Origin of the sequence: Candidatus Pelagibacter sp. FZCC0015, from assembly GCF_007833635.1 — a bacterium.
In the GTDB taxonomy this organism is placed as follows: Bacteria; Pseudomonadota; Alphaproteobacteria; order Pelagibacterales; family Pelagibacteraceae; genus Pelagibacter.
In genome coordinates, this window is the sequence record NZ_CP031125.1 from 604083 (window position 1) to 623396 (window position 19314).

The 19314-nt window shown below is 32.0% G+C and carries 19 protein-coding genes; 17 read left to right on the forward strand and 2 right to left on the reverse strand.

Annotation, left to right across the window (positions count from 1 at the left end; all coding sequences use genetic code 11):
* The first annotated feature begins 62 nt into the window (after nucleotides 1-62).
* The 10 genes from DT059_RS03210 to DT059_RS03250 all read left to right on the forward strand — a co-directional run bounded on the left by DT059_RS03210 (nucleotide 63) and on the right by DT059_RS03250 (nucleotide 11121).
* Nucleotides 63-647, forward strand: coding sequence for a TRAP transporter small permease subunit (locus tag DT059_RS03210; protein ID WP_145596714.1), 585 nt, complete (start codon nucleotides 63-65; stop codon nucleotides 645-647).
* Complete coding sequence (locus tag DT059_RS03215) at nucleotides 637-1998, forward strand: TRAP transporter large permease (RefSeq protein WP_075504871.1); 1362 nt, start codon at nucleotides 637-639, stop codon at nucleotides 1996-1998. The genes DT059_RS03210 and DT059_RS03215 overlap by 11 nt, the downstream gene beginning before the upstream one ends.
* Nucleotides 1999-3327, forward strand: a complete 1329-nt coding sequence (locus DT059_RS03220; protein WP_145596716.1) for an amidase — start codon at nucleotides 1999-2001, stop codon at nucleotides 3325-3327.
* On the forward strand, nucleotides 3328-3504 hold the full coding sequence (locus tag DT059_RS07285; protein WP_168189255.1) for a hypothetical protein: 177 nt from the start codon (nucleotides 3328-3330) through the stop codon (nucleotides 3502-3504).
* Between the two features lie 128 nt (nucleotides 3505-3632).
* Complete coding sequence (locus DT059_RS03225; RefSeq protein WP_075504869.1) at nucleotides 3633-4757, forward strand: TRAP transporter substrate-binding protein; 1125 nt, start codon at nucleotides 3633-3635, stop codon at nucleotides 4755-4757.
* Between the two features lie 69 nt (nucleotides 4758-4826).
* Nucleotides 4827-5810: a TRAP transporter small permease subunit gene (locus DT059_RS03230; RefSeq protein ID WP_199763732.1), complete on the forward strand. Its 984-nt coding sequence runs from the start codon at nucleotides 4827-4829 to the stop codon at nucleotides 5808-5810.
* A gap of 3 nt (nucleotides 5811-5813) precedes the next feature.
* Nucleotides 5814-8465 carry a TRAP transporter large permease gene (locus tag DT059_RS03235; RefSeq protein ID WP_145596717.1) on the forward strand — a complete coding sequence of 884 codons (2652 nt, stop codon included), beginning with the start codon at nucleotides 5814-5816 and terminating at the stop codon, nucleotides 8463-8465.
* 3 nt (nucleotides 8466-8468) lie between these two features.
* Nucleotides 8469-9707 carry an MFS transporter gene (locus DT059_RS03240; protein ID WP_145596719.1) on the forward strand — a complete coding sequence of 413 codons (1239 nt, stop codon included), beginning with the start codon at nucleotides 8469-8471 and terminating at the stop codon, nucleotides 9705-9707.
* The gene (locus DT059_RS03245; RefSeq protein WP_240704623.1) at nucleotides 9691-10509 is read left to right on the forward strand and encodes an alpha/beta hydrolase; all 819 of its coding nucleotides are present in this window, start codon (nucleotides 9691-9693) and stop codon (nucleotides 10507-10509) included. The genes DT059_RS03240 and DT059_RS03245 overlap by 17 nt, the downstream gene beginning before the upstream one ends.
* Before the next feature lie 48 nt (nucleotides 10510-10557).
* A complete protein-coding gene (locus DT059_RS03250; RefSeq protein WP_145596720.1) occupies nucleotides 10558-11121 on the forward strand; it encodes a hypothetical protein in 564 nt (187 codons plus the stop codon).
* On the opposite strand, the gene ftsY is transcribed toward DT059_RS03250, so the two are convergent.
* A complete protein-coding gene (gene ftsY / locus DT059_RS03255; RefSeq protein ID WP_145596721.1) occupies nucleotides 11114-12031 on the reverse strand; it encodes a signal recognition particle-docking protein FtsY in 918 nt (305 codons plus the stop codon). The genes DT059_RS03250 and ftsY overlap by 8 nt on opposite strands.
* Nucleotides 12031-12855: a diaminopimelate epimerase gene (gene dapF / locus DT059_RS03260; RefSeq protein ID WP_145596723.1), complete on the reverse strand. Its 825-nt coding sequence runs from the start codon at nucleotides 12853-12855 to the stop codon at nucleotides 12031-12033. Before dapF ends, ftsY begins: the two co-directional genes overlap by 1 nt.
* 160 nt (nucleotides 12856-13015) lie before the next feature.
* Between dapF and ffh the strand changes: the two genes are divergently transcribed.
* Genes ffh through leuB form a run of 7 tightly spaced genes read left to right on the forward strand, consistent with a single transcriptional unit; the run spans nucleotide 13016 to nucleotide 19291 of the window.
* Complete coding sequence (ffh, locus tag DT059_RS03265; protein WP_145596724.1) at nucleotides 13016-14374, forward strand: signal recognition particle protein; 1359 nt, start codon at nucleotides 13016-13018, stop codon at nucleotides 14372-14374.
* Nucleotides 14375-14386: 12 nt separating this feature from the next.
* Nucleotides 14387-14911, forward strand: coding sequence for a 30S ribosomal protein S16 (rpsP, locus tag DT059_RS03270; protein ID WP_145596725.1), 525 nt, complete (start codon nucleotides 14387-14389; stop codon nucleotides 14909-14911).
* Nucleotides 14912-14925: 14 nt separating this feature from the next.
* Nucleotides 14926-15612 carry a tRNA (guanosine(37)-N1)-methyltransferase TrmD gene (gene trmD, locus DT059_RS03275; RefSeq protein ID WP_023854633.1) on the forward strand — a complete coding sequence of 229 codons (687 nt, stop codon included), beginning with the start codon at nucleotides 14926-14928 and terminating at the stop codon, nucleotides 15610-15612.
* 16 nt (nucleotides 15613-15628) lie between these two features.
* The gene (rplS, locus tag DT059_RS03280) at nucleotides 15629-16171 is read left to right on the forward strand and encodes a 50S ribosomal protein L19 (RefSeq protein WP_145596727.1); all 543 of its coding nucleotides are present in this window, start codon (nucleotides 15629-15631) and stop codon (nucleotides 16169-16171) included.
* An 11-nt stretch (nucleotides 16172-16182) separates the two neighbouring features.
* Nucleotides 16183-17586 (forward strand): 3-isopropylmalate dehydratase large subunit, encoded by a 1404-nt coding sequence (gene leuC / locus DT059_RS03285; RefSeq protein ID WP_145596728.1) that lies wholly within the window; start codon nucleotides 16183-16185, stop codon nucleotides 17584-17586.
* Complete coding sequence (leuD, locus tag DT059_RS03290; protein WP_145596729.1) at nucleotides 17587-18192, forward strand: 3-isopropylmalate dehydratase small subunit; 606 nt, start codon at nucleotides 17587-17589, stop codon at nucleotides 18190-18192.
* Nucleotides 18185-19291, forward strand: coding sequence for a 3-isopropylmalate dehydrogenase (gene leuB / locus DT059_RS03295; RefSeq protein WP_145596731.1), 1107 nt, complete (start codon nucleotides 18185-18187; stop codon nucleotides 19289-19291). The genes leuD and leuB overlap by 8 nt, the downstream gene beginning before the upstream one ends.
* Nucleotides 19292-19314: the final 23 nt, after the last annotated feature.

A 19314-nucleotide genomic window follows, 5' to 3' on the forward strand; every position in this document is an offset into this window, starting at 1 on the left:
ATTATAAAAGGGGGTCTAAAAACCCCCTTTTTTTTTATCATAAATTAATATATTTTTCTGAAATGAATTCCTTCATTAAATTTGCCGATACGTTAAGTACTTCAATGGGAAAGGCTTTTTCTTGGTGCATAGTGATTTTAATGGGTGGAACAGTTTATGAAGTTGTGATGGCTTATGTATTTAATAAGCCAACTTTATGGAATTTTGATTTTAGTATGCAAATGTATGGTGCAATACTTATGATGTCAGGAGCATATTGTTTAGCTACTGAAGCTCATGTTAGAGGTGATGTAATTTATAGATTATTTAAGCAAAAAACACAGGCTTGGATTGATCTAGTACTTTATTTTATATTTTTTTTCCCCGGCGTTGTGGCTTTAGCCTTTTACGGTTATGAGTATGCAGCTTTGGCTTGGAAAATTAAAGAAACTAGTTGGAGCAGTCCAGCGCAAATTCAAATTTACATGGTTAAAACTATGATACCTGCTGCAGGTACATTATTAGTTATTCAAGGAATTGCAGAAGTTTTTAGATCTATCATTTGCATTAAAACAGGGCAATGGCCTATGCGAATGGTCGTTGCTGAGGAAACAGAACAGATGCTAATGAGAACCGCACAAGAGGAAGATAAAAATAATGTTATTTAGTCTAACAAATCCAGAAGTGGCAATTTTAATGATGGGCATATTCTTATTTGCAGTGCTTTTAGGTTTCCCAATAGCATTCACATTAATGGCAATGGGAATTGGTTTTGGGTATTACGCTTATTACGATGCTACTATGATGGAGCATATTTTTGACAACAGAATTTTCCAATTATTTGTTCAAAATACTTATACAGTTATGGATAATAATGTCCTTACAGCTGTCCCATTATTTTTATTTATGGGTTATTTGGTTGAAAGAGCGGGAATAGTAGCAAAACTATTTTTTGCAATAAGATTAGCTGCTCACAGACTTCCTGCATCTATGGCTGTAGCTGCTTTAATTACTTGTACTTTATTTTCTACGGCAACAGGAATTATAGGAGCGGTTGTTACTTTAATGGGATTACTAGCCTGGCCTGCAATGGTTAAAGCTGGTTATGATAAAAAATTTGCTTCAGGAATAATTTGTTCAGGCGGATGTTTAGGTATTTTAATTCCACCAAGTATTATGTTAATCGTTTATTCAGTAATTGCTCAATTATCACCGTTAAGACTTTTTGCAGCTGCAATATTTCCAGGACTATTATTAGCTGGTCTTTATATTGCATATGCAGTTACAAGAGCTTGGTTAAACCCATCTATAGCACCAAGACCACCAAAAGAAGACATTCCTCCAACGGGTGAAATTCTAAAAGAGGTATTAGTATCTTTTGTTCCTCTATTTGGATTAATAATGTTGGTTTTAGGAACTATCTTAGCTGGAATAGCAACTCCAGCTGAAGCTGCAGCAGCAGGAGCATTTGGTGCTCTGATTTTATCTTGGTTTTATAAAACTTTAAAATGGCAAAACTTTAAAGAGTCTGTATTTTTAACTGCAAAAACAACTGCAATGATAATGTGGTTGTTTATTGGATCTTGGACTTTTTCGTCTGTATTTTCATACCTTGGAGGTCATGAAGTGTTTGAGCATTTCTTTACATCAATAAATATTTCAACTTGGCAATTTTTAGTGATTACTCAAATTATAATTTTTCTTTTAGGTTGGCCTCTAGAATGGACAGAAATTTTAATTATTTTTGTACCTATATTTTTGCCTTTGCTAGAAGTATTTGGAGTTAATCCGTATTTCTTTGCAATGTTAATTGCATTGAATTTACAAACATCCTTTTTAACCCCACCGATGGCAATGTCCGCATATTATTTAAAAGGTGTGCAAAAAACTAATGTTGAACTTTTAGATATCTTCAGAGGAATTATGCCTTTCTTGGCAATTGTAATTTTTGCAATGTTTTTAATGTACATGTTTCCAGCGATAGCTCTGTGGTTACCTGAAACATTATTTGCAAATTAAATGATAGATATTTTTTCTTTAAAAGTTGAAGAAATCGCCTCAAAAATAAAAGACGCACAGCTGACTTCGGTTGAAGTATGCGAGAAGTATATTGAAAGAATTAATAAATTTGAAAAAGATGTAAAAGCATGGGTACATTTTGATAAAAAACTTTTACTAGAAAAAGCTGCAGAGGCCGACGAATATAGACGATCAGGAAAACCCACAGGACCTTTGCATGGTATTCCAATAGCGGTGAAGGACATTGTTGGAACAGTTGATATGCCAACAGAATGTGGAACGGTAATTAGGAAAGGAAAATCTTATTCACAGAATGCAGAAATTATTGATTTGCTTTTAGCGGCTGGTGCAATTGTAATGGGTAAAACTGCTACAGCCGAGTTAGCTTATCTTGGTCCACCTAAAACAACTAATCCACATGATCACTCTAGAACTCCAGGCGGTTCTTCAAGCGGGTCTGCAGCTGCTGTTGCATCATTTATGGCACCCTTATCAATAGGATCTCAAACTGGTGGTTCAGTTATAAGACCAGCATCTTATTGTGGAGTGGTCGGATATAAACCAACTTATGGATTAATTTCAAGAAATGGAGTGCTTAAAACTTCTGAAAAATTAGATCACTTAGGTGTGTTTGGTAGAACAGTTGAAGATGTAGCGTTGCTTGCAAAAGTTTTAATTAAAAAAGATAAATTTGATAGCGCAACAGTTTATTATTCAGCTGATGGCATGCTAGAAGAAACAAAAAAAGGACCTTTGTTTGAACCAAAATTTATTTTTTATAAAACAGATCATTGGAAAAATGTTGAAAAAAAATCTAAAGAAGCTTTTGAATATTTTATTAAATCTTTCAAAAAAAATATCGAAATTTTTGATACACCATCTTATTTTAAAGACATTCATAAATATCATCAGATAATTTATGAAACAGATTTAGCAAACAATTTTGGATTATATTACAAAAAGTATAAAAAAAAATTATCTAAACCCATGCAGGATGCTATTGTAAAAGGTAATAAGCATTCTGCAAAAGAGTATGCCGAAGCTATAGATTTTATGAAAAGAAGTTATGAGTCTTATGAAGAAGTATTTGAGGATTATCATGGGGTATTGTCACCTTCTAGTCCCGGTGTTGCCCCTAAAAGCTTGAAGAGTACGGGCTCTGCAGAGTTTAATAAAGTATGGTCCTATTTAGGAACTCCAAGCATTTCTCTTCCACTTTTACAAGGAGAGGATAAAATGCCATTAGGCGTACAATTAATTGGTGCAAAATATGATGATCATAGATTTTTAGGTGTTGCTAATTGGCTAGAAAAGGAATGTAATAATTAAATGCAAAAGTTTACAGTATTTTTAGGAACATTACTTGCAACTGCATTTCTAGTTGGCTTGGCTACCACTTTAACAAGATCAACTATGATTGGTTTCCTAGATGTCTTGCCAGTTTATATATTGATGGCAATTGCAATTTTTATGATGGTGTACGAAGCCTTTTTTGACAAAAAATAATTTTAATTAATCTCTAATTTACTACCTCAGATTGTAATACCAGTAGCTGGAGCTATTTTTATTATAGACTTAAACTTTTATTTGTAATTAACTCGCGTAAGTTAATTAACTTATATGAGGAGAGACTAATGATTAAAGAAAAAAAATCATTGAAGGTTTCTAAATCACCTTCAAGACGTAAGTTCTTTAAAACTGCAGCTGCAACTGGTGTTGCTGCTGTTGCTTTATCTGCTCCAGCTGTTGCCAAAGAAAGAGTTGAAGCTTCTATGGTAGCTACTTGGCCTAGAGATTTTCCAGGCCTAGGAACTGGTGCACAAAGACTTGCTCAAAGATTAAGCGATATGAGTGACGGTAGAATTCAAGTTACTTATTATGCTGCTAACGAAAGGGTAAAAGCATTTGACTCATTTGACGAAGTTGCATCAGGTAACTCGCAAATGTATCACGGTGCTGATTACTACTGGGTTAAAAAACACCCTGCTTTTGGTTATTTTACTGCGGTTCCATTTGGTTTCACATATGCTGAAATGAATGCGTGGTTAAAATTTGCTGGTGGACAAGAACTTTGGGACGAATTAACTGATGATTTCGGAACACAAAGTTTTGCAGCTGGTAATACCGGAGTGCAAATGGGTGGTTGGTTTAATAAGAAAATTAGATCAGCTAATGACTTTAAAGGTTTAAAAATGCGTATGCCTGGTTTAGGTGGACAAGTTCTTGGAAAACTTGGTGGTTCTCCAATTTCACTTCCTGGTGGACAAATTTATGAAAACCTTGTGTCTGGTGCAATTGACGCAACTGAATGGGTAGGACCTTGGAACGATGAAGCTATGAAGTTCCAGGAAGCTGCTAAGTATTATTACTATCCAGGAATGCATGAACCAGGATCTACACTAGCTTGTGGAGTTAACAAATCTTGGTTTACTAGTTTGTCAAAATCAGATCAGTTAATTATTAAAACTGCATGTGATTGGGCTGACACAACTACAATGGCTGAATACAATGCTAAAAACGGAGCTGCACTAGCACGATTAGTTAACGAAAGTGGAGTTAAACTAGAGAAGTTTAACGATAAAGTTTACGATGCTTTCGCTAAAGGTGCTGCTGAAGTTTTCGATGAAGTTCAACAACATAGTGCTCTTGCTAAGAAAGTACATGCTGCCTTTGTTAAAGGTCGTAAGGAAATTGGTGCTTGGACTAACTTGTCTGACGGGCCATATGTTGCTCAAAGAAATAGAGCATTAGGAGTATAATTAATTCTAATTATTACTGAGGGCCCTTAAATGGGCCCTCTTTTTATATATCATTAAAAGATTTTTAATATGATGGCGAAAAATAACTTATCTATTTTAATAAGAATATTTAGTTATTCTATTTTAGCCTTAACATTAGTTTTTCTAATTAATAATGTTTTAACAGTTTGGTTTGATTGGCCAGGAGTTAAAAAGCTTTTTGCTCATTACGAATTATTTGGTTTTAAAAAATTAAATAAGCCTTTAGAGGGACTAGCAATAAACTTATCATATATTCAATTACTATTTTATTTTATATCTCTCATAGGAGTTATATTTTTTGTTTTGAAATCTATAAAACAAACATTACAGACAGACTCTGAGATCTTAACAAAAATTACAGCTTACGTTGTGAGATCTTCTTTCTGGGCTGTATTAATTGTTGGAGTAGCAGATTTTTTAATCTCATTTATGGTTGTAGAGAAACTAGTTGAGCCAATTTTTGGTGAACAACTTAAAATTAATTTAGTAATACCTGCCTTTAGAATTACATATATACATTTTCCTTTAATATTAGCTTCTTTTGTAATTGGTTATTTTACAAGATCTGTAGGGTTTATTTGGTTAGCAGTTTTAGTAGTTGGAAGTGAATTTTTAATTGTATTATCAAGATTTATTTTTCAATATGAACAAGCATTCCAAGGTGACTTAGTTCGTTTTTGGTACGCAGCCCTTTATTTATTTGCAAGCGCTTATGCATTAATTCACGAGGGCCATGTAAGAGTTGATGTTCTTTATACTGGTTTTAGTGAGCGTAAAAAAGCATGGACTAATGCAATTGGGTCATTAATTCTAGGAATTCCTTTATGTTTGATTGTAATATTTTTAGGCATGGGGGGCAAAGCTAGTATCATCAATGGTCCTGTAATTTCATTTGAAATTACGCAGCAAGGTTCAAACGGATTATATTTACTTTATCTGATGGCAGTTTATTTAGCTGTGTTTGCAGTAAGTATGTTAACTCAATTCACTAGCTACTTTATGAGTAGCAGTCATAAACTTTTGAAGAATTAAATAATGGAACATTTATTTTTAGCTTTACTTGTAATTATAATGATTGGAGCATTAGCTTCTGGTTTTCCAGTAGCTTTTGCATTACCTGGATCAGCAATAATTTCAATCGGGCTTGCTGCTTTTTTTGGTTACTTATTTGCAGGAGATAGTAGTGCTTATTTTGCTGTTGATGGCCCCAAAGAATGGTTAACCGCCGGTATTACAAACTTTAGAAGTAACTACTGGGATGTAGAAACTGATACTTTAATTGCAATTCCTTTATTTATTTTCATGGGGATTATGCTGCAAAAATCAAAAATTGCGGAAGATCTATTAGTTACAATGGGGCAGTTGTTTGGACCTATCCCCGGAGGTTTAGGAATATCAGTAATTTTTGTTGGGGCGTTACTTGCAGCTACCACAGGTATTGTTGGTGCAACAGTAATAGCAATGGGATTAATATCATTACCCACAATGCTTAATAATAAATACGATAAAAGTTTAGCAAGTGGTATTGTTTGTTCATCAGGAACTCTTGGGCAAATCATACCTCCTTCAATTGTATTAATTATTATAGCAGATCAATTAGCTAGCGCAGCAGACGTTGCAAATACTATGCGTCAGACTGATTACAAAATTTTAACTGGTGAATTTAATATGCCTGGAGAATTTAGAGTGGGATCTACCTCTGCAGGAGATATGTTTTTGGGGGCATTATTACCTGGTTTAGTATTGGTTGGTTTATATATGATTTATGTATTTGTTTACGCAAGACTAAATCCCAAGGCAGCTCCTCCCGTTCCATTTAAAGGAAGTTTTGACTCAAAATTTTGGATTAAGGTTTTAATAGTAATTATTCCTCCGCTTGCTTTAATTTTTGCAGTTTTAGGATCTATACTTTTAGGTATTGCAACCGTTAATCAAGCCGGATCAATTGGAGCAATAGGTGCAACCATGATGGCTGGTTATCGTTTACATAAAGGTAAAAAAGATGCTTACTATCCAATTATAATTGCAATTTTATCTGTTATTCCAATTTATATTTTGTCTAAGAATTATAATTTAAATATTAAGGCTGTAGAAACTAGAGATCTTACAGCAATTTTTATCACAGGATTTTTTACAATTACTTTTTTAATTGGAATTGTTTGGAGTTTTTGGAGAGCATACAAAATTGAGAATGTTTTAAGAGAGGTTGTTACAGAAACATGTGTAACAACTTCAATGGTTTTTATAATTTTATTAGGTGCAGCAATGTTAACCTCTGGATTTAGAGCATTTGGAGGTGAAGAGCTAGTAAGAGATTTTCTTCAAGATTTGCCAGGGGGATTTTGGACACAGTTTATTGTTGTAATGGCAGTGATTTTTTTACTAGGTTTCTTTCTTGATTTTATAGAAATAGCCGTTGTTGTTGTTCCTATCATTGCTCCGATATTATTAGCTGAACCAGGAGCTAATGTAAGTGCAATTTGGCTTGGTGTAATGATTGGGGTGAATTTACAAACCTCCTTTTTAACACCACCGTTTGGTTTTGCATTATTTTACTTAAAAGGTGTAGCTTCAAAACTTGTTACTACTTTAAATATCTGGAAAGGTGTTGTTCCATTCATTATTTTACAATTAATAGGTCTTGGAATTGTTGGTTTCTATCCATCATTAGTAAACTATCTACCAGCAAGAACATATTTAACATCGAACGTCGCTCCACCGCCGATGAATCCAAAGTTACAATATTGCTTACAAGAGTATAAATTTGCGATTTACAACACTGAAGAACAAAGAATTACTAATGCAATAAAAGACATGCAGAAATTAACTCCCGCAAATCTTCCAATGGATAAACTAGATATTTTTGAAGAGCATTTTGATAATGCGTTTGGGACTTTTGCTATTGTTAAAAAACTTCAAAAAACAGAGCAAGAATATGAATTATTTACAAAAGATTATAGGGACTTGCATTTCAATGTAAGAAAAATTGAGAAAAAAATTAGAAAAATAGACCAGAAAATTAAAAAAACAAAAGCTGAAATTAGAAATTTAGATGATGATAATTTATCAGATAAAAATAAATTAGAATTAAAGATCGAGAATTACGAGTTAGAAATTAAAGAACTTCAAAATAAAGTTCCTGAAAATTGGAAAGCTAAAAATGGAGAGTTTGATATATTGCACAAAGCAAAAAATACAAGAACTAAAAGATATAGAAAAAACGTTGATGAAGCTTATGAAACTCTGGATCAAATAGTAATGTTTATAAACGATAATGAAAAATTAAAAGAACTTTCACCAGAAATAAAAGAATTAAAATATAATATTGATAATAAAAATTACGAAAACGCAATATCAATAATTGATAATCTTTTTGAAAAACTAGGAGAAATTTCTGGAACCGAAGAATTTGCAAATAAATTAGATGACCTAATATCTGTTATAGATAATGATGAGGTAGATGAGCAAAAATTGTCTGAAGTAAGTTCAGAGACTTTTGATCTTTTTAATTTAGAAGTTTCATGGAGAGATGATGCTAATAAGAATTTGATGCCTGAATTAATCAAATATAATGATGTTATTAAACATAATATTGGTCTTAGACTTCAAAACAGATTAACTAAAGAACAAGCTAAATTTGTTGCAAGGTGTAACTCAGTTCATAGAGATATATCTTTAAACTTTTAATTAATGGAAAATTATATTTTACCAAAAAAACAGGCTATTATTGTTTTTTTTGTATTTGCATTTGGTTATTTTTTATCATGTTTGTTGCGTGCAATTACTGCAACACTTTCTCCCGTATTAACCTCAGAATTTAATTTGTTAGCAGCTGATTTAGGATTGTTAGCTGGAGGTTATTTTTTAGGTTTTGCTTGTATGCAAATACCCCTTGGATATTTGTTAGATAAATATGGACCAAAAAAAATTGTCTCTTCTTTTTTATTAATCGCATTAGTTGGAACAGGATCATTTGCTTTAGCTGAAAGTTTTTCTGGATTATTAGTTTCGCGAATTCTAATTGGTGTAGGTGTAAGTGCTTGTTTGATGGCTCCGTTAACGGGTTACAGAATATGGTATGCAGAAAATCAGCAACAAAGAGCAAACTCATGGATGCTAATGATTGCATCATTAGGTTTTTTGTCATCCACATTGCCTGTACAACTTTTATTACCTAGTTTCGGATGGAGATGGATATTTGGTGGTATCGCTATCTTAATTTTAATTAGTATTTTTTTAATGTTAGTTTTTATTCCAAAATGGAATTTAACTAAAAATAAAGAGTCAGAAGAGCCAAGAAATACTGGAACCTTATCAGAAGTTTGGAAAAATAGATTTTTTATAAGTGTAATTCCAATGGGCTTATTTAATTATGGGGGCTTAATGGCTATACAAACTTTATGGGCAGGCCCATGGATGACTAGAGTTGCTGGTTATACACCACTTCAAAGTGCTATAGGATTGTTTTGGATCAATGTAACTATGTTGGTATCTTTTTTCTTGTGGGGTTATTTTTTACCAAAAATTTCAGGTATAGGTTTTACAGCAAAAAGAATACTTAAATTAGGTTTACCAATTAGTTTTTCTGTAATGTTTGTGATTATATTGCTAGGTCCAAAAGCGGGTGCATTCTACATAACTTTATTTATTTTAAGTTCAATTTTTTTATCAGTTACACAGCCAGCTGTGGGACTATCTTTTTCAGGTTATTCTGCTGGTAAAGCACTAACTTCATTCAATTTATTAATATTTGCAGGAACATTCATAATGCAATGGTTAATGGGCTTAGTCATAGATATTGTTAAAGGTATGGGGCATACAGAAATATTTGCGTTTAAATCTGCTTTTTCTGTTTTCTTAATCTTAAGTATTATTTCTTATATATTTTTTTTAATATTAAATAGAAAAAAATATGAAAACAAAACGTAGGAATTTTTTTTTGGAATTATTTTTTGGTATTATTGCAATTTATTTAATTATATTAGTTTTCTTATTCTTTTTTCAAAGAAATTTAATGTATCATCCTGATGAGAATAATTATTCTGGAGATAATTTAGAAGTTAACATTGAAAAAGTTACTATTAAAACAACAGATAATATTAATCTTTTAGGCTGGTTTCATAATAAAAATTTAAAAAGTTATAAAACAATAGTTTATTTTCATGGAAATGCAGGGACACTTGAAAACAGAATCCATAAATTAAATCATTTTAAAGATATGGACGTTAATTTTTTAATTATTGCGTGGAGAGGGTTTAGTGGAAATAAAGGAAAACCAAGTGAGAAGGGTCTTTATATTGATGGTTCTAGTGCAATAAATTGGCTTAAAGAAAAAGGTCTAAATGAAGAAGATATAATTATTTATGGGGAGTCATTAGGAACTGGAATTGCTACTGAAATTACTCAGAATAAAAATTTTGCAGGATTAATCTTAGAAACGCCCTTCACATCAATGATAGAGGCTGCGAAAAATTTTTATCCATATATTCCAGTAGGTTTAATTTTAAAAGATAAGTATGAAAATAATGAAAAAATTAAAAATATTAATATCCCAGTTTTAGTAATGCATGGTGAGGCTGACCAAATAGTTCCATTTTGGATGGGTAAAAAAATTTTTAATTTAGCAAGTGAACCCAAATATTCATATTTTACAAAATATGACGATCATATGATGGAATATGATGATAAACTTGTATTAGCTCTTAAATCATTTGTTGATAGTTTAAATTAAGCCACAATCTAAACAAATATAACTCAAATTTTTTTTTTAAGTTACATTATGAAAAATCTTATCATATTTTTTATTATCTTGTTTTCTTTAAGTAATTTATCAAATGCTAAAGAAAATTTAGCATCTGTAGATAGCCTTTTTCATATTGATCAAATGAATTCACATGATGAAAATTTTGCATTATATTTTAAAACCCGCGAAAAAGCCGTCTTGGCTCGAGGAGAAAATTCAAATTATATTAATGATTTTCCAAAAGATCTTTATATTTATAACTATAATACAAAAGAGTCTTTGCCATTAATCTCTTATGAATGGTTTCCCAAAACTGCAAAATATTTTTTGCAAGAGTATGATTTCCCAGTTTTCCCAGATGATTTTGCATATTATCTTTTAAAAGATAATAAAACTCTGGTGATGATTAGTGCTGTAAAAAGTTTAAAAGCCAATTTTAAATTTGATATTGTTGAAAAAAAGTTAGAGCTTTATCCCGTAAATGGAAAATTTGATTTTATTATTTCTTCTATAGCTAAAAATTGTGGACATTATGAATTTAAAGAAAATTATAAGTGTAGTTTTTATAAACCTTTAATTTCTAGTACCTTAATTAATTAATTTGAGTAAATGCTTCTGCGAATTTTTCAGCATCAAAAATTTGCAAATCATCTTCTTTTTCACCTAATCCAAGGGCAATAATTGGTAGTTTATATTTTTTAGCAACTGCTAAAAGGATACCTCCTTTTGCTGTACCATCTAACTTTGTCATAATAAGACCAGTTATTGGAATAATTTTATTAAATTCTTCAACTTGATTAATTACATTTTGACCTGAAGTTGCATCCAAAACCAAAATAACATCATGTGGAGCATCAGGATCAATTTTTTTAGTAACGTTTGCAATTTTTTTATATTCTTCCATCAAATTTTTTTTATTTTGTAACCTCCCAGCTGTATCTATTAAAACTTGATTGAAATTATTGTTTAATGCCTCTTCAATAGCCTTGTAGGCAACTGATGCAGGATCAGAGCCTTGAGATGATTTTGTAATTTGAACATCAACTTTGTTTGCCCAATTTTCTAATTGTTCTATAGCTGCCGCTCTAAAAGTATCTGATGCAGCTAGCATTACTTTGTTTCCATTACCTTTTAATATTTTACTTATTTTTCCAATAGTAGTTGTTTTTCCAACACCATTAACACCTGAAATTAATGTTGCATTTAATTTTTCTTTTTTTTTAAAGAATTCAATATTTTCTAAAGGTTTCATTATTGAAATAATATAATTTTTTAAAATATTATTTATTTCTTCGGTTAAATCTTTATTGGGATCAATTTTTGTTTGAGAAATTATTTCTCTTATTTCTGAGGCCGAAACAATACCAACATCTGATTGAATTAAGTAATCTTCAATTTTGTCTAATGTTTTGTCATCAATCTCTTTTTTTACAACTATATCTCTTAAACCCGTTGTAAAAGCTGAGGCGCTTTTTTTAAAACCTGATTTAAATTTTTCAAAAATTCCCATTAAATTTTAAAATTTATCTCCTCAATATCTGAAACTGGTCCTTTCATATGAATAATATTGTTTTCATCAATTGAAATTGTCAATCTACCTGTAGAAAATTCAATATCAACTTTATCATTTATCAATCCGTTTTGTTTTGCGGCAAAAGCTGTTGCGCAAGCTGCAGTTCCACAAGCTTTGGTAAGTCCAGCTCCTCTTTCCCACACTCTAACTTTTATTAATTCTTTGTTAACAACAGTTGCTAAAGTAACATTACATTTTTCTGGAAATAGAGAGTGGGTTTCAATTTTTGGTCCAATTTTTTCTATTTCAAAATTTTCGTTGTTATCGACAAAAAAAATTACATGTGGGTTACCAACATTTACAGCTATTCCACCAGAAAATTCTTTATTATTTTTATCATTAATTTTAATTCCTAAATTATTAGTGTTTAATTCTTTGGATAATGGAATCTCATTCCATTTAGTTTTTGCAACACCTATTTCCGTAGAGACTATTTTGTCTCCAACAATATTTGATTTTAATTTTCCAGATAAAGTTGTTAGGACAATTTCTTTTTTGTTATTTTCTTTGCCTAATAAATCAGCAATACATCGTGTACCATTTCCACATGCCCCAGACATTCCTCCATCTGAATTATAAAATTCTAATGAAGCATCTGAAATATCATTTTTTTTAATCAAGATTAATTGGTCACAACCAATAAATTTTCTGTCACAAATTTTTATTATTTGCTCTTTCGTCAAATTTGTTACTGTTTGCCTATTATCTATGATGACAAAATCATTACCTAAACCGTCCATTTTAAAAGCTTTAATATCCATATATAGATATTTAACTTATTTATTGACTTTTTGAACCTCTATTATAGGTTGTTGCCGTTTCCGCAAAAACATTAACTTTGCGGTGTCTTTGGAAACAAAGAGATCGACACTAGTCAGCGAGGGTTCGCCCACTAGTGCGTTACTGCTATGCGTAATAAATATGTTTGAAAATTTAACAAATAAATTTGAAGAAATTTTTTCTTCTCTAAAAAAGTCCCCTTCACTTGATGAAGCTCAAGTAGATGAAGGCTTAAGAGGCATTAGACAAGCTTTGCTCGAAGCAGATGTTTCTTTGGATGTTGCAAAAGATTTTATCGAAAAAGTTAAACCAAAAGCATTAGGCCAAGAGATTATAAGGTCTACCTCACCAGGGGATATGGTTGTTAAAATTGTTTATGATGAGCTTGTAGACTTATTAGGTTCTACAAATAATGAAGTAAACTTAAACGCAGTACCTCCTGTACCAATGATGTTAGTTGGATTACAAGGTTCTGGTAAAACAACAACAACAGCAAAATTAGCAAAATTTTTAGAAAATAATAAAAAGAAAAAAGTAATGATGGTCAGTCTAGATATTTACAGACCAGCTGCACAAGAACAACTTAGATCTTTAGGAGAACAAAATAATATTTTAACTTTACCTATTATAGAAGGTCAGCAACCTGCTGATATTTGTAGAAGAGCAATAAGTGCTGCTAATTTAAATGGAGCTGAAATAATTTTATTTGATACTGCTGGTAGAACTCAAATCGATTTACAAATGATGAGTGAGATTAAGCAAATTGAAGCTGTCATTAATCCAACAGAAACTTTCTTAGTTGCAGACTCTTTAACAGGTCAAGTTGCAGCCTCAGTGGCAAAAGAATTTAAAAATACAGTTAATTTATCTGGAATTATTTTAACTAGGGCTGATGGTGATGCAAGAGGTGGTGCCGCAGTGAGTATGAAATATGTTTCAAACGTTCCAATTAAATTTTTAGGGATAGGAGAAAAAATAGATAATCTTGAAGTATTCCATCCAGATAGAATTGCAAACAGAATACTAGGTATGGGGGATATCGTATCCCTTGTAGAAAAGGCGGCTCAAGATTTAGGAGAAGAAAATCTTAAAAAAGCAGAGGAAAATTTAAAAAAAGGTCAATTCTCTATGGAAGATTATTTATCTCAATTAAGACAAATGAAAAAAATGGGTGGCATTGAGGGAATTATGTCTTTTATGCCTGGAGTTTCTAAAATTAAATCCCAAATGGATTCAGCGGGAATTGATGAAAGTATAATTACTAAAAATGAAGCTGTTATTTTATCAATGACAAAAAAAGAAAGAGAGAACCCAAAAATAATAGATGGTTCTAGAAAAAAAAGAATTGCTAATGGCTCTGGCACAGATCCGGCCACTATCAATAAATTGCTTAAGCAATTTAAAATGATGTCTGAAATGATGAAAAAGATGTCAAAAGGAAATCTGAAAGGTATGTCAGATAAAGGTATACCGCCAGAGCTATTTAACCAATTAAAGTAAAAAGGAGAAGAAATGTTAAAATTAAGATTATCAAGAGGTGGAACAAAAAAACGTCCTGTTTATAAAGTTGTTGTTGCCGACAGTCGTTTTGCAAGAGATGGAAGATTTATAGAAAAGGTTGGTTTCTTTAATCCTCTATTACCAAAAGAGAAAAAAGAAAGAGTAGGCCTAGAAGCTGAGAGAATTAAATATTGGCTTGGTCAAGGAGCTCAACCAACAACTAGAGTAGCAAGAATTTTAGGTGAGAACGAACTAATGCCTATGCCTGCAAATGGAAATAATCCAAATAAAGCAGTGCCAAAAAAAGAAAGAAATAAAAAAGAAGAGGATAATAAAGAAGCTCCAAAAGCAGAAGCAGCTCCAGCAGCAGAAGCTCCTAAGGAAGAAGCTCCTAAGGAAGAAACTCCAAAAGCAGAAGCTCCTAAGGAAGAAGCTCCAAAAGCAGAAGCAGCTCCAGCAGCAGAAGCTCCTAAGGCAGAAGCTCCTAAGGAAGAAGCTCCAAAAGCAGAAGCAGCTCCAGCAGAGGAAAAAAAATAATTTAAAGATTATTTATGTGGCAAGCTCAAGTGTTTACACTTTATCCAGAGGTTTTTCCTGGTCCTTTATCTAAAGGACTTTATGGAAAAGCTTTATCAAATAATTTATGGAAACTTAAAGTTGTAAACATAAGAGATGCAGCTGATGACAAACATAAAACAGTAGATGACACACCTTATGGGGGTGGTTCAGGGATGTTGTTAAAAGCAGATGTTCTTGCAAAGTCTTTAGATGAAAACAAAAATGAGAGTGAGAGAATTTTATACTTATCACCAAAAGGAAAAAAATTTGATCAAAATTTAGCAAAAGAGCTAGCTAATGAAAAATCTCTGTCTTTAATTTGTGGTCATTTTGAAGGTGTGGATGAAAGAATACTTTCAACAAGAAATATAGAGGAAATTAGTATCGGAGATTATGTTTTGTCAGGCGGGGAGTCGGCGGCATATGTAGTTATAGATAGTATTTTAAGATTGCTGCCAGGTGTATTAGGAAATGAAAACTCTAAATTAGATGAAACCTTTGAAAATGGTCTTCTAGAGTACCCTCAGTATACAAAACCTCAAATTTGGGAGGAAAAAGCTGTACCAGACGTGCTATTATCAGGTGATCATAATAAAATTAAACACTGGCGTTTATCTCAATCTGAGGCTATAACACGCGTCCGAAGACCAGATTTATGGGAAAAATATAAGAAGAATTAATTTGATAAATACTAACATGAAAACAATTGAAGAAATAAACCAGCATAACGTTAACAAAATTCTTTCAGAGAAAAAAATTCCAGAATTTCATCCTGGAGACGTTGTTAAAGTTGGTGTGAGAATTACCGAGGGTAAAAAAGAAAGAATTCAATATTTTGAGGGAGTGTGTATTGCTAAAAAAAGCAGAGATCTAAACTCATCTTTTACGGTTAGAAAAATTTCATTTGGAGAGGGTGTTGAGAGAACTTTCCCACTATTTGGAACTTTAATTGATTCAATTAAGGTTATTAGATCAGGTAAAGTAAGAAGAGCAAAACTTTATTATCTAAGAGACAGAACCGGTAAATCAGCAAGGATTGCAGAAAAAATTAGAAAAAAAATTGGTATTGATATCGAGGCAAAACCAGAAACAGTTACAGAGGAAAATGTAGCTCCCACAGTTGAAGCAACTAAAGAAGAGGCTCCTAAAGCAGAAGCAGCACCTAAAGAAGAGGCGGCTCTAGCAGCAGAGGCTCCTAAAGAAGAACAAAAATCAGAAAGCTCTACAGAAAAAAAATAATTTTTTTTTCAATGTCTACAACATTATACGATAAAATTTGGAACGATCATCTAGTTGATCAACAAGATGATGGCACATCTTTACTTTTTGTAGATAGACATTTGATTCATGAGGTGACAAGCCCCCAAGCTTTTGAAGGATTAAGAAATTCTAATAGAAAAGTTAGGCACCCAAATTTAACTTTAGCAGTTGCAGATCATAATGTTCCAACAACTGACAGATCAAAAGGTATTTCAGATGAAGAGTCAAAAATTCAAGTAGATACTTTAGAGGCAAATTGTAAAGAATTCGGTGTTCAGTTATTTGGTATGGATGATAAGAGGCAAGGTATCGTTCATATTATAGGACCTGAACAAGGTTTTACTCAACCAGGCACAGTTATTGTTTGTGGAGACAGCCATACAGCAACACACGGAGCATTTGGTGCTTTAGCATTTGGAATAGGAACATCAGAGGTTGAGCATGTTTTGGCAACTCAAACTTTAGTTCAGAAGAAAGCTAAAAATTTTAGAATCAATGTTAATGGTGAACTTCCTTTAGGAGTTACTTCTAAAGATGTAATACTTCAAATAATTGGAAAAATAGGTACAGCAGGTGGTACAGGATCTGTTGTGGAATATGCTGGAGATTTAATAAGATCTTTAAGTGTTGAACAAAGAATGACTATTTGCAATATGACAATTGAAGGTGGTGCAAGAGCAGGGTTAATTGCACCAGATGAAAAAATTTTTGAATATTTAAAAGGAAAACCAATGTCTCCAAAAGATGAAAATTGGGATAAAGCTTTGAACTATTGGGAAACTTTAAAAACAGACGCTGATGCTAGTTTTGATAAAGAAATTAGCCTTAATGCAAATGAAATTTTACCCATGATTACATGGGGTACGTCACCACAAGACGTAATAACAATTGATGGAAAAGTTCCAAATCCAAATAATGAGACCGATGAAGATAAAAAAAATTCAATTGAAAGAGCTTTAAAGTATATGGGTCTAAAACCTGACATGGCAGCCACAGATATAAAAATAGATAAAGTATTTATTGGTAGTTGTACTAATGGCAGAATAGAAGATTTGAGAGAAGCAGCAAAAATCCTAAAAAATAAAAAAGTATCATCGCATGTTAATGCTATAGTAGTTCCAGGGTCAGGCTTAGTTAAAGAACAAGCAGAGCAAGAAGGACTAGATAAAATTTTTGTTAGCTCAGGGTTTGAATGGAGAGAACCAGGTTGCTCTATGTGTTTAGCGATGAATGCCGATAAATTAAAGCCAGAAGAAAGATGCGCCTCTACATCAAATAGAAATTTTGAGGGAAGACAAGGTAGAGGTGGTAGAACTCATCTAGTTAGTCCAGGAATGGCTGCAGCAGCTGCAATTTCAGGTAATCTAGATGATGTCAGAAAGTATCAAAATTAAATGCAAAAGTTTAATAAATTAAAAAGTATCCCAGCTTATTTACCAATTGTAAATATTGATACAGATATGATAATTCCAAAACAGTTTTTAAAAACTATCAAAAGAACTGGTCTTGGAAAAAATTTGTTTTTTGAAATGAGATATGATGATCAAGGCAAAGAAATAAATGATTTTGTGTTAAACAAAGATCCATTTAATCAATCTAAAATTTTAATTGCTGGAAAAAACTTTGGATGTGGTTCATCAAGAGAACATGCTCCTTGGGCTTTATTAGATTTTGGAATTACTTGTGTAATTAGTTCAAGTTATGCAGATATTTTTTTTAGTAATTGTTTTAAAAATGGAATTTTGCCTATAATCCTTGAAGAAGAAAAAATCAAAGAGCTATCTGAATACGCAAATAGACAAGAAGAAATTTCTATTGATTTGCAAGAGGAAAAAATAGTTTATGGAAATAATGAGCTAAAATTTGAAGTTGATCCATTTAAGAAAAAATGTTTGTTAGAAGGGCTTGATGATATCGCTTTATCACTAAAAAAATCAGAAAAAATAGAGAAATTTGAAAAAAATTTAAAAAACGAAAAGCCTTGGGTATTTAATGATTAAAGTAAAAAAAAGAAAAATACTTTTACTTCCTGGTGATGGTATTGGTCCGGAGGTAATAACAGAGGTAAAAAAAATTATTAACTGGTTTAATGATAAAAAATCTTTAGATTTTGAAATTGATCAGGAGCTAGTTGGTGGTTGTTCTTACGATAAACATGGTACCCCAATCACTGATGAGGTTTTTTACAAAGCACTAGAAAGTGAAGTAATTATGCTTGGAGCAGTCGGTGGTCCTACATGGGATAACCTAGAATTTTCTAAAAAACCAGAAAGAGCATTATTAAAACTTAGAAAAGAATTAAAGCTTTTTGCTAACTTAAGGCCTGCAATTTGTTTTAAACAATTAGTCGATGCTTCAACCCTAAAGCCAGAAGTAGTTTCAGGACTAGATATAATGATAGTAAGAGAGTTAACGGGTGGTATATATTTTGGTGAACCTAGAGGAATTAAGCCAATTGAAAATGGAGAAAGAAAAGGAATTAATACTCACACTTATACGACTAGTGAAATTACTAGAGTAGCTAGGATCGCTTTTGATTTAGCTAGAAAAAGATCAAACAAGGTTACTTCGTGTGAAAAATCAAATGTGATGGAAGCAGGACAATTGTGGAAAGAAGAAGTCCAAGAACTTCATGAAAAAGAATACAAGGATGTAGAATTAAGTCATATGTTAGCAGACAATTGTGCTATGCAGCTTTTAAGAAACCCAAAACAATTTGATGTAATTGTAACAGATAATTTGTTTGGAGATATGTTGTCAGACCAAGCTTCAATGTTAACGGGATCTTTAGGTCTTTTACCATCAGCATCTTTGGGTGCAAAAAATAAAGATGGTGAGATGAGAGCGATGTACGAGCCTATACACGGGTCAGCTCCAGATATAGCTGGTAAAGGGATAGCAAATCCAATTGCTTCTATTTTGAGCTTTGCTATGGCACTGAGGTATTCTTTAGATCTTGATAAAGAAGCAGATATTTTAGAAAAAGCAGTTCAAGATGTTTTAAATGATGGGTTAAGAACTAAAGATATAATGTCAGAAGGCATGAAAGAAACTTCCACTTCAGCAATGGGTGATGCGATAATTTCAAAATTGCAATAAAACTAGAATTATTCTAAGCTTTA

Bases quoted from the DNA above. Each gene is read 5' to 3' on its own strand.
- rplS (WP_145596727.1), top strand. From the start codon at position 15,629: ATGAAAACAATTGAAGAAATAAACCAGCATAACGTTAACAAAATTCTT.
- ffh (WP_145596724.1), top strand. From the start codon at position 13,016: ATGTTTGAAAATTTAACAAATAAATTTGAAGAAATTTTTTCTTCTCTA.
- DT059_RS03210 (WP_145596714.1), top strand. From the start codon at position 63: ATGAATTCCTTCATTAAATTTGCCGATACGTTAAGTACTTCAATGGGA.
- DT059_RS03250 (WP_145596720.1), top strand. From the start codon at position 10,558: ATGAAAAATCTTATCATATTTTTTATTATCTTGTTTTCTTTAAGTAAT.
- trmD (WP_023854633.1), top strand. From the start codon at position 14,926: ATGTGGCAAGCTCAAGTGTTTACACTTTATCCAGAGGTTTTTCCTGGT.
- DT059_RS03240 (WP_145596719.1), top strand. From the start codon at position 8,469: ATGGAAAATTATATTTTACCAAAAAAACAGGCTATTATTGTTTTTTTT.
- DT059_RS03245 (WP_240704623.1), top strand. From the start codon at position 9,691: ATGAAAACAAAACGTAGGAATTTTTTTTTGGAATTATTTTTTGGTATT.
- leuD (WP_145596729.1), top strand. From the start codon at position 17,587: ATGCAAAAGTTTAATAAATTAAAAAGTATCCCAGCTTATTTACCAATT.
- DT059_RS03225 (WP_075504869.1), top strand. From the start codon at position 3,633: ATGATTAAAGAAAAAAAATCATTGAAGGTTTCTAAATCACCTTCAAGA.
- DT059_RS03220 (WP_145596716.1), top strand. From the start codon at position 1,999: ATGATAGATATTTTTTCTTTAAAAGTTGAAGAAATCGCCTCAAAAATA.
- dapF (WP_145596723.1), bottom strand. From the start codon at position 12,855: ATGGATATTAAAGCTTTTAAAATGGACGGTTTAGGTAATGATTTTGTC.
- DT059_RS03230 (WP_199763732.1), top strand. From the start codon at position 4,827: ATGATGGCGAAAAATAACTTATCTATTTTAATAAGAATATTTAGTTAT.
- DT059_RS03235 (WP_145596717.1), top strand. From the start codon at position 5,814: ATGGAACATTTATTTTTAGCTTTACTTGTAATTATAATGATTGGAGCA.
- rpsP (WP_145596725.1), top strand. From the start codon at position 14,387: ATGTTAAAATTAAGATTATCAAGAGGTGGAACAAAAAAACGTCCTGTT.
- ftsY (WP_145596721.1), bottom strand. From the start codon at position 12,031: ATGGGAATTTTTGAAAAATTTAAATCAGGTTTTAAAAAAAGCGCCTCA.
- DT059_RS07285 (WP_168189255.1), top strand. From the start codon at position 3,328: ATGCAAAAGTTTACAGTATTTTTAGGAACATTACTTGCAACTGCATTT.
- leuC (WP_145596728.1), top strand. From the start codon at position 16,183: ATGTCTACAACATTATACGATAAAATTTGGAACGATCATCTAGTTGAT.
- DT059_RS03215 (WP_075504871.1), top strand. From the start codon at position 637: ATGTTATTTAGTCTAACAAATCCAGAAGTGGCAATTTTAATGATGGGC.
- leuB (WP_145596731.1), top strand. From the start codon at position 18,185: ATGATTAAAGTAAAAAAAAGAAAAATACTTTTACTTCCTGGTGATGGT.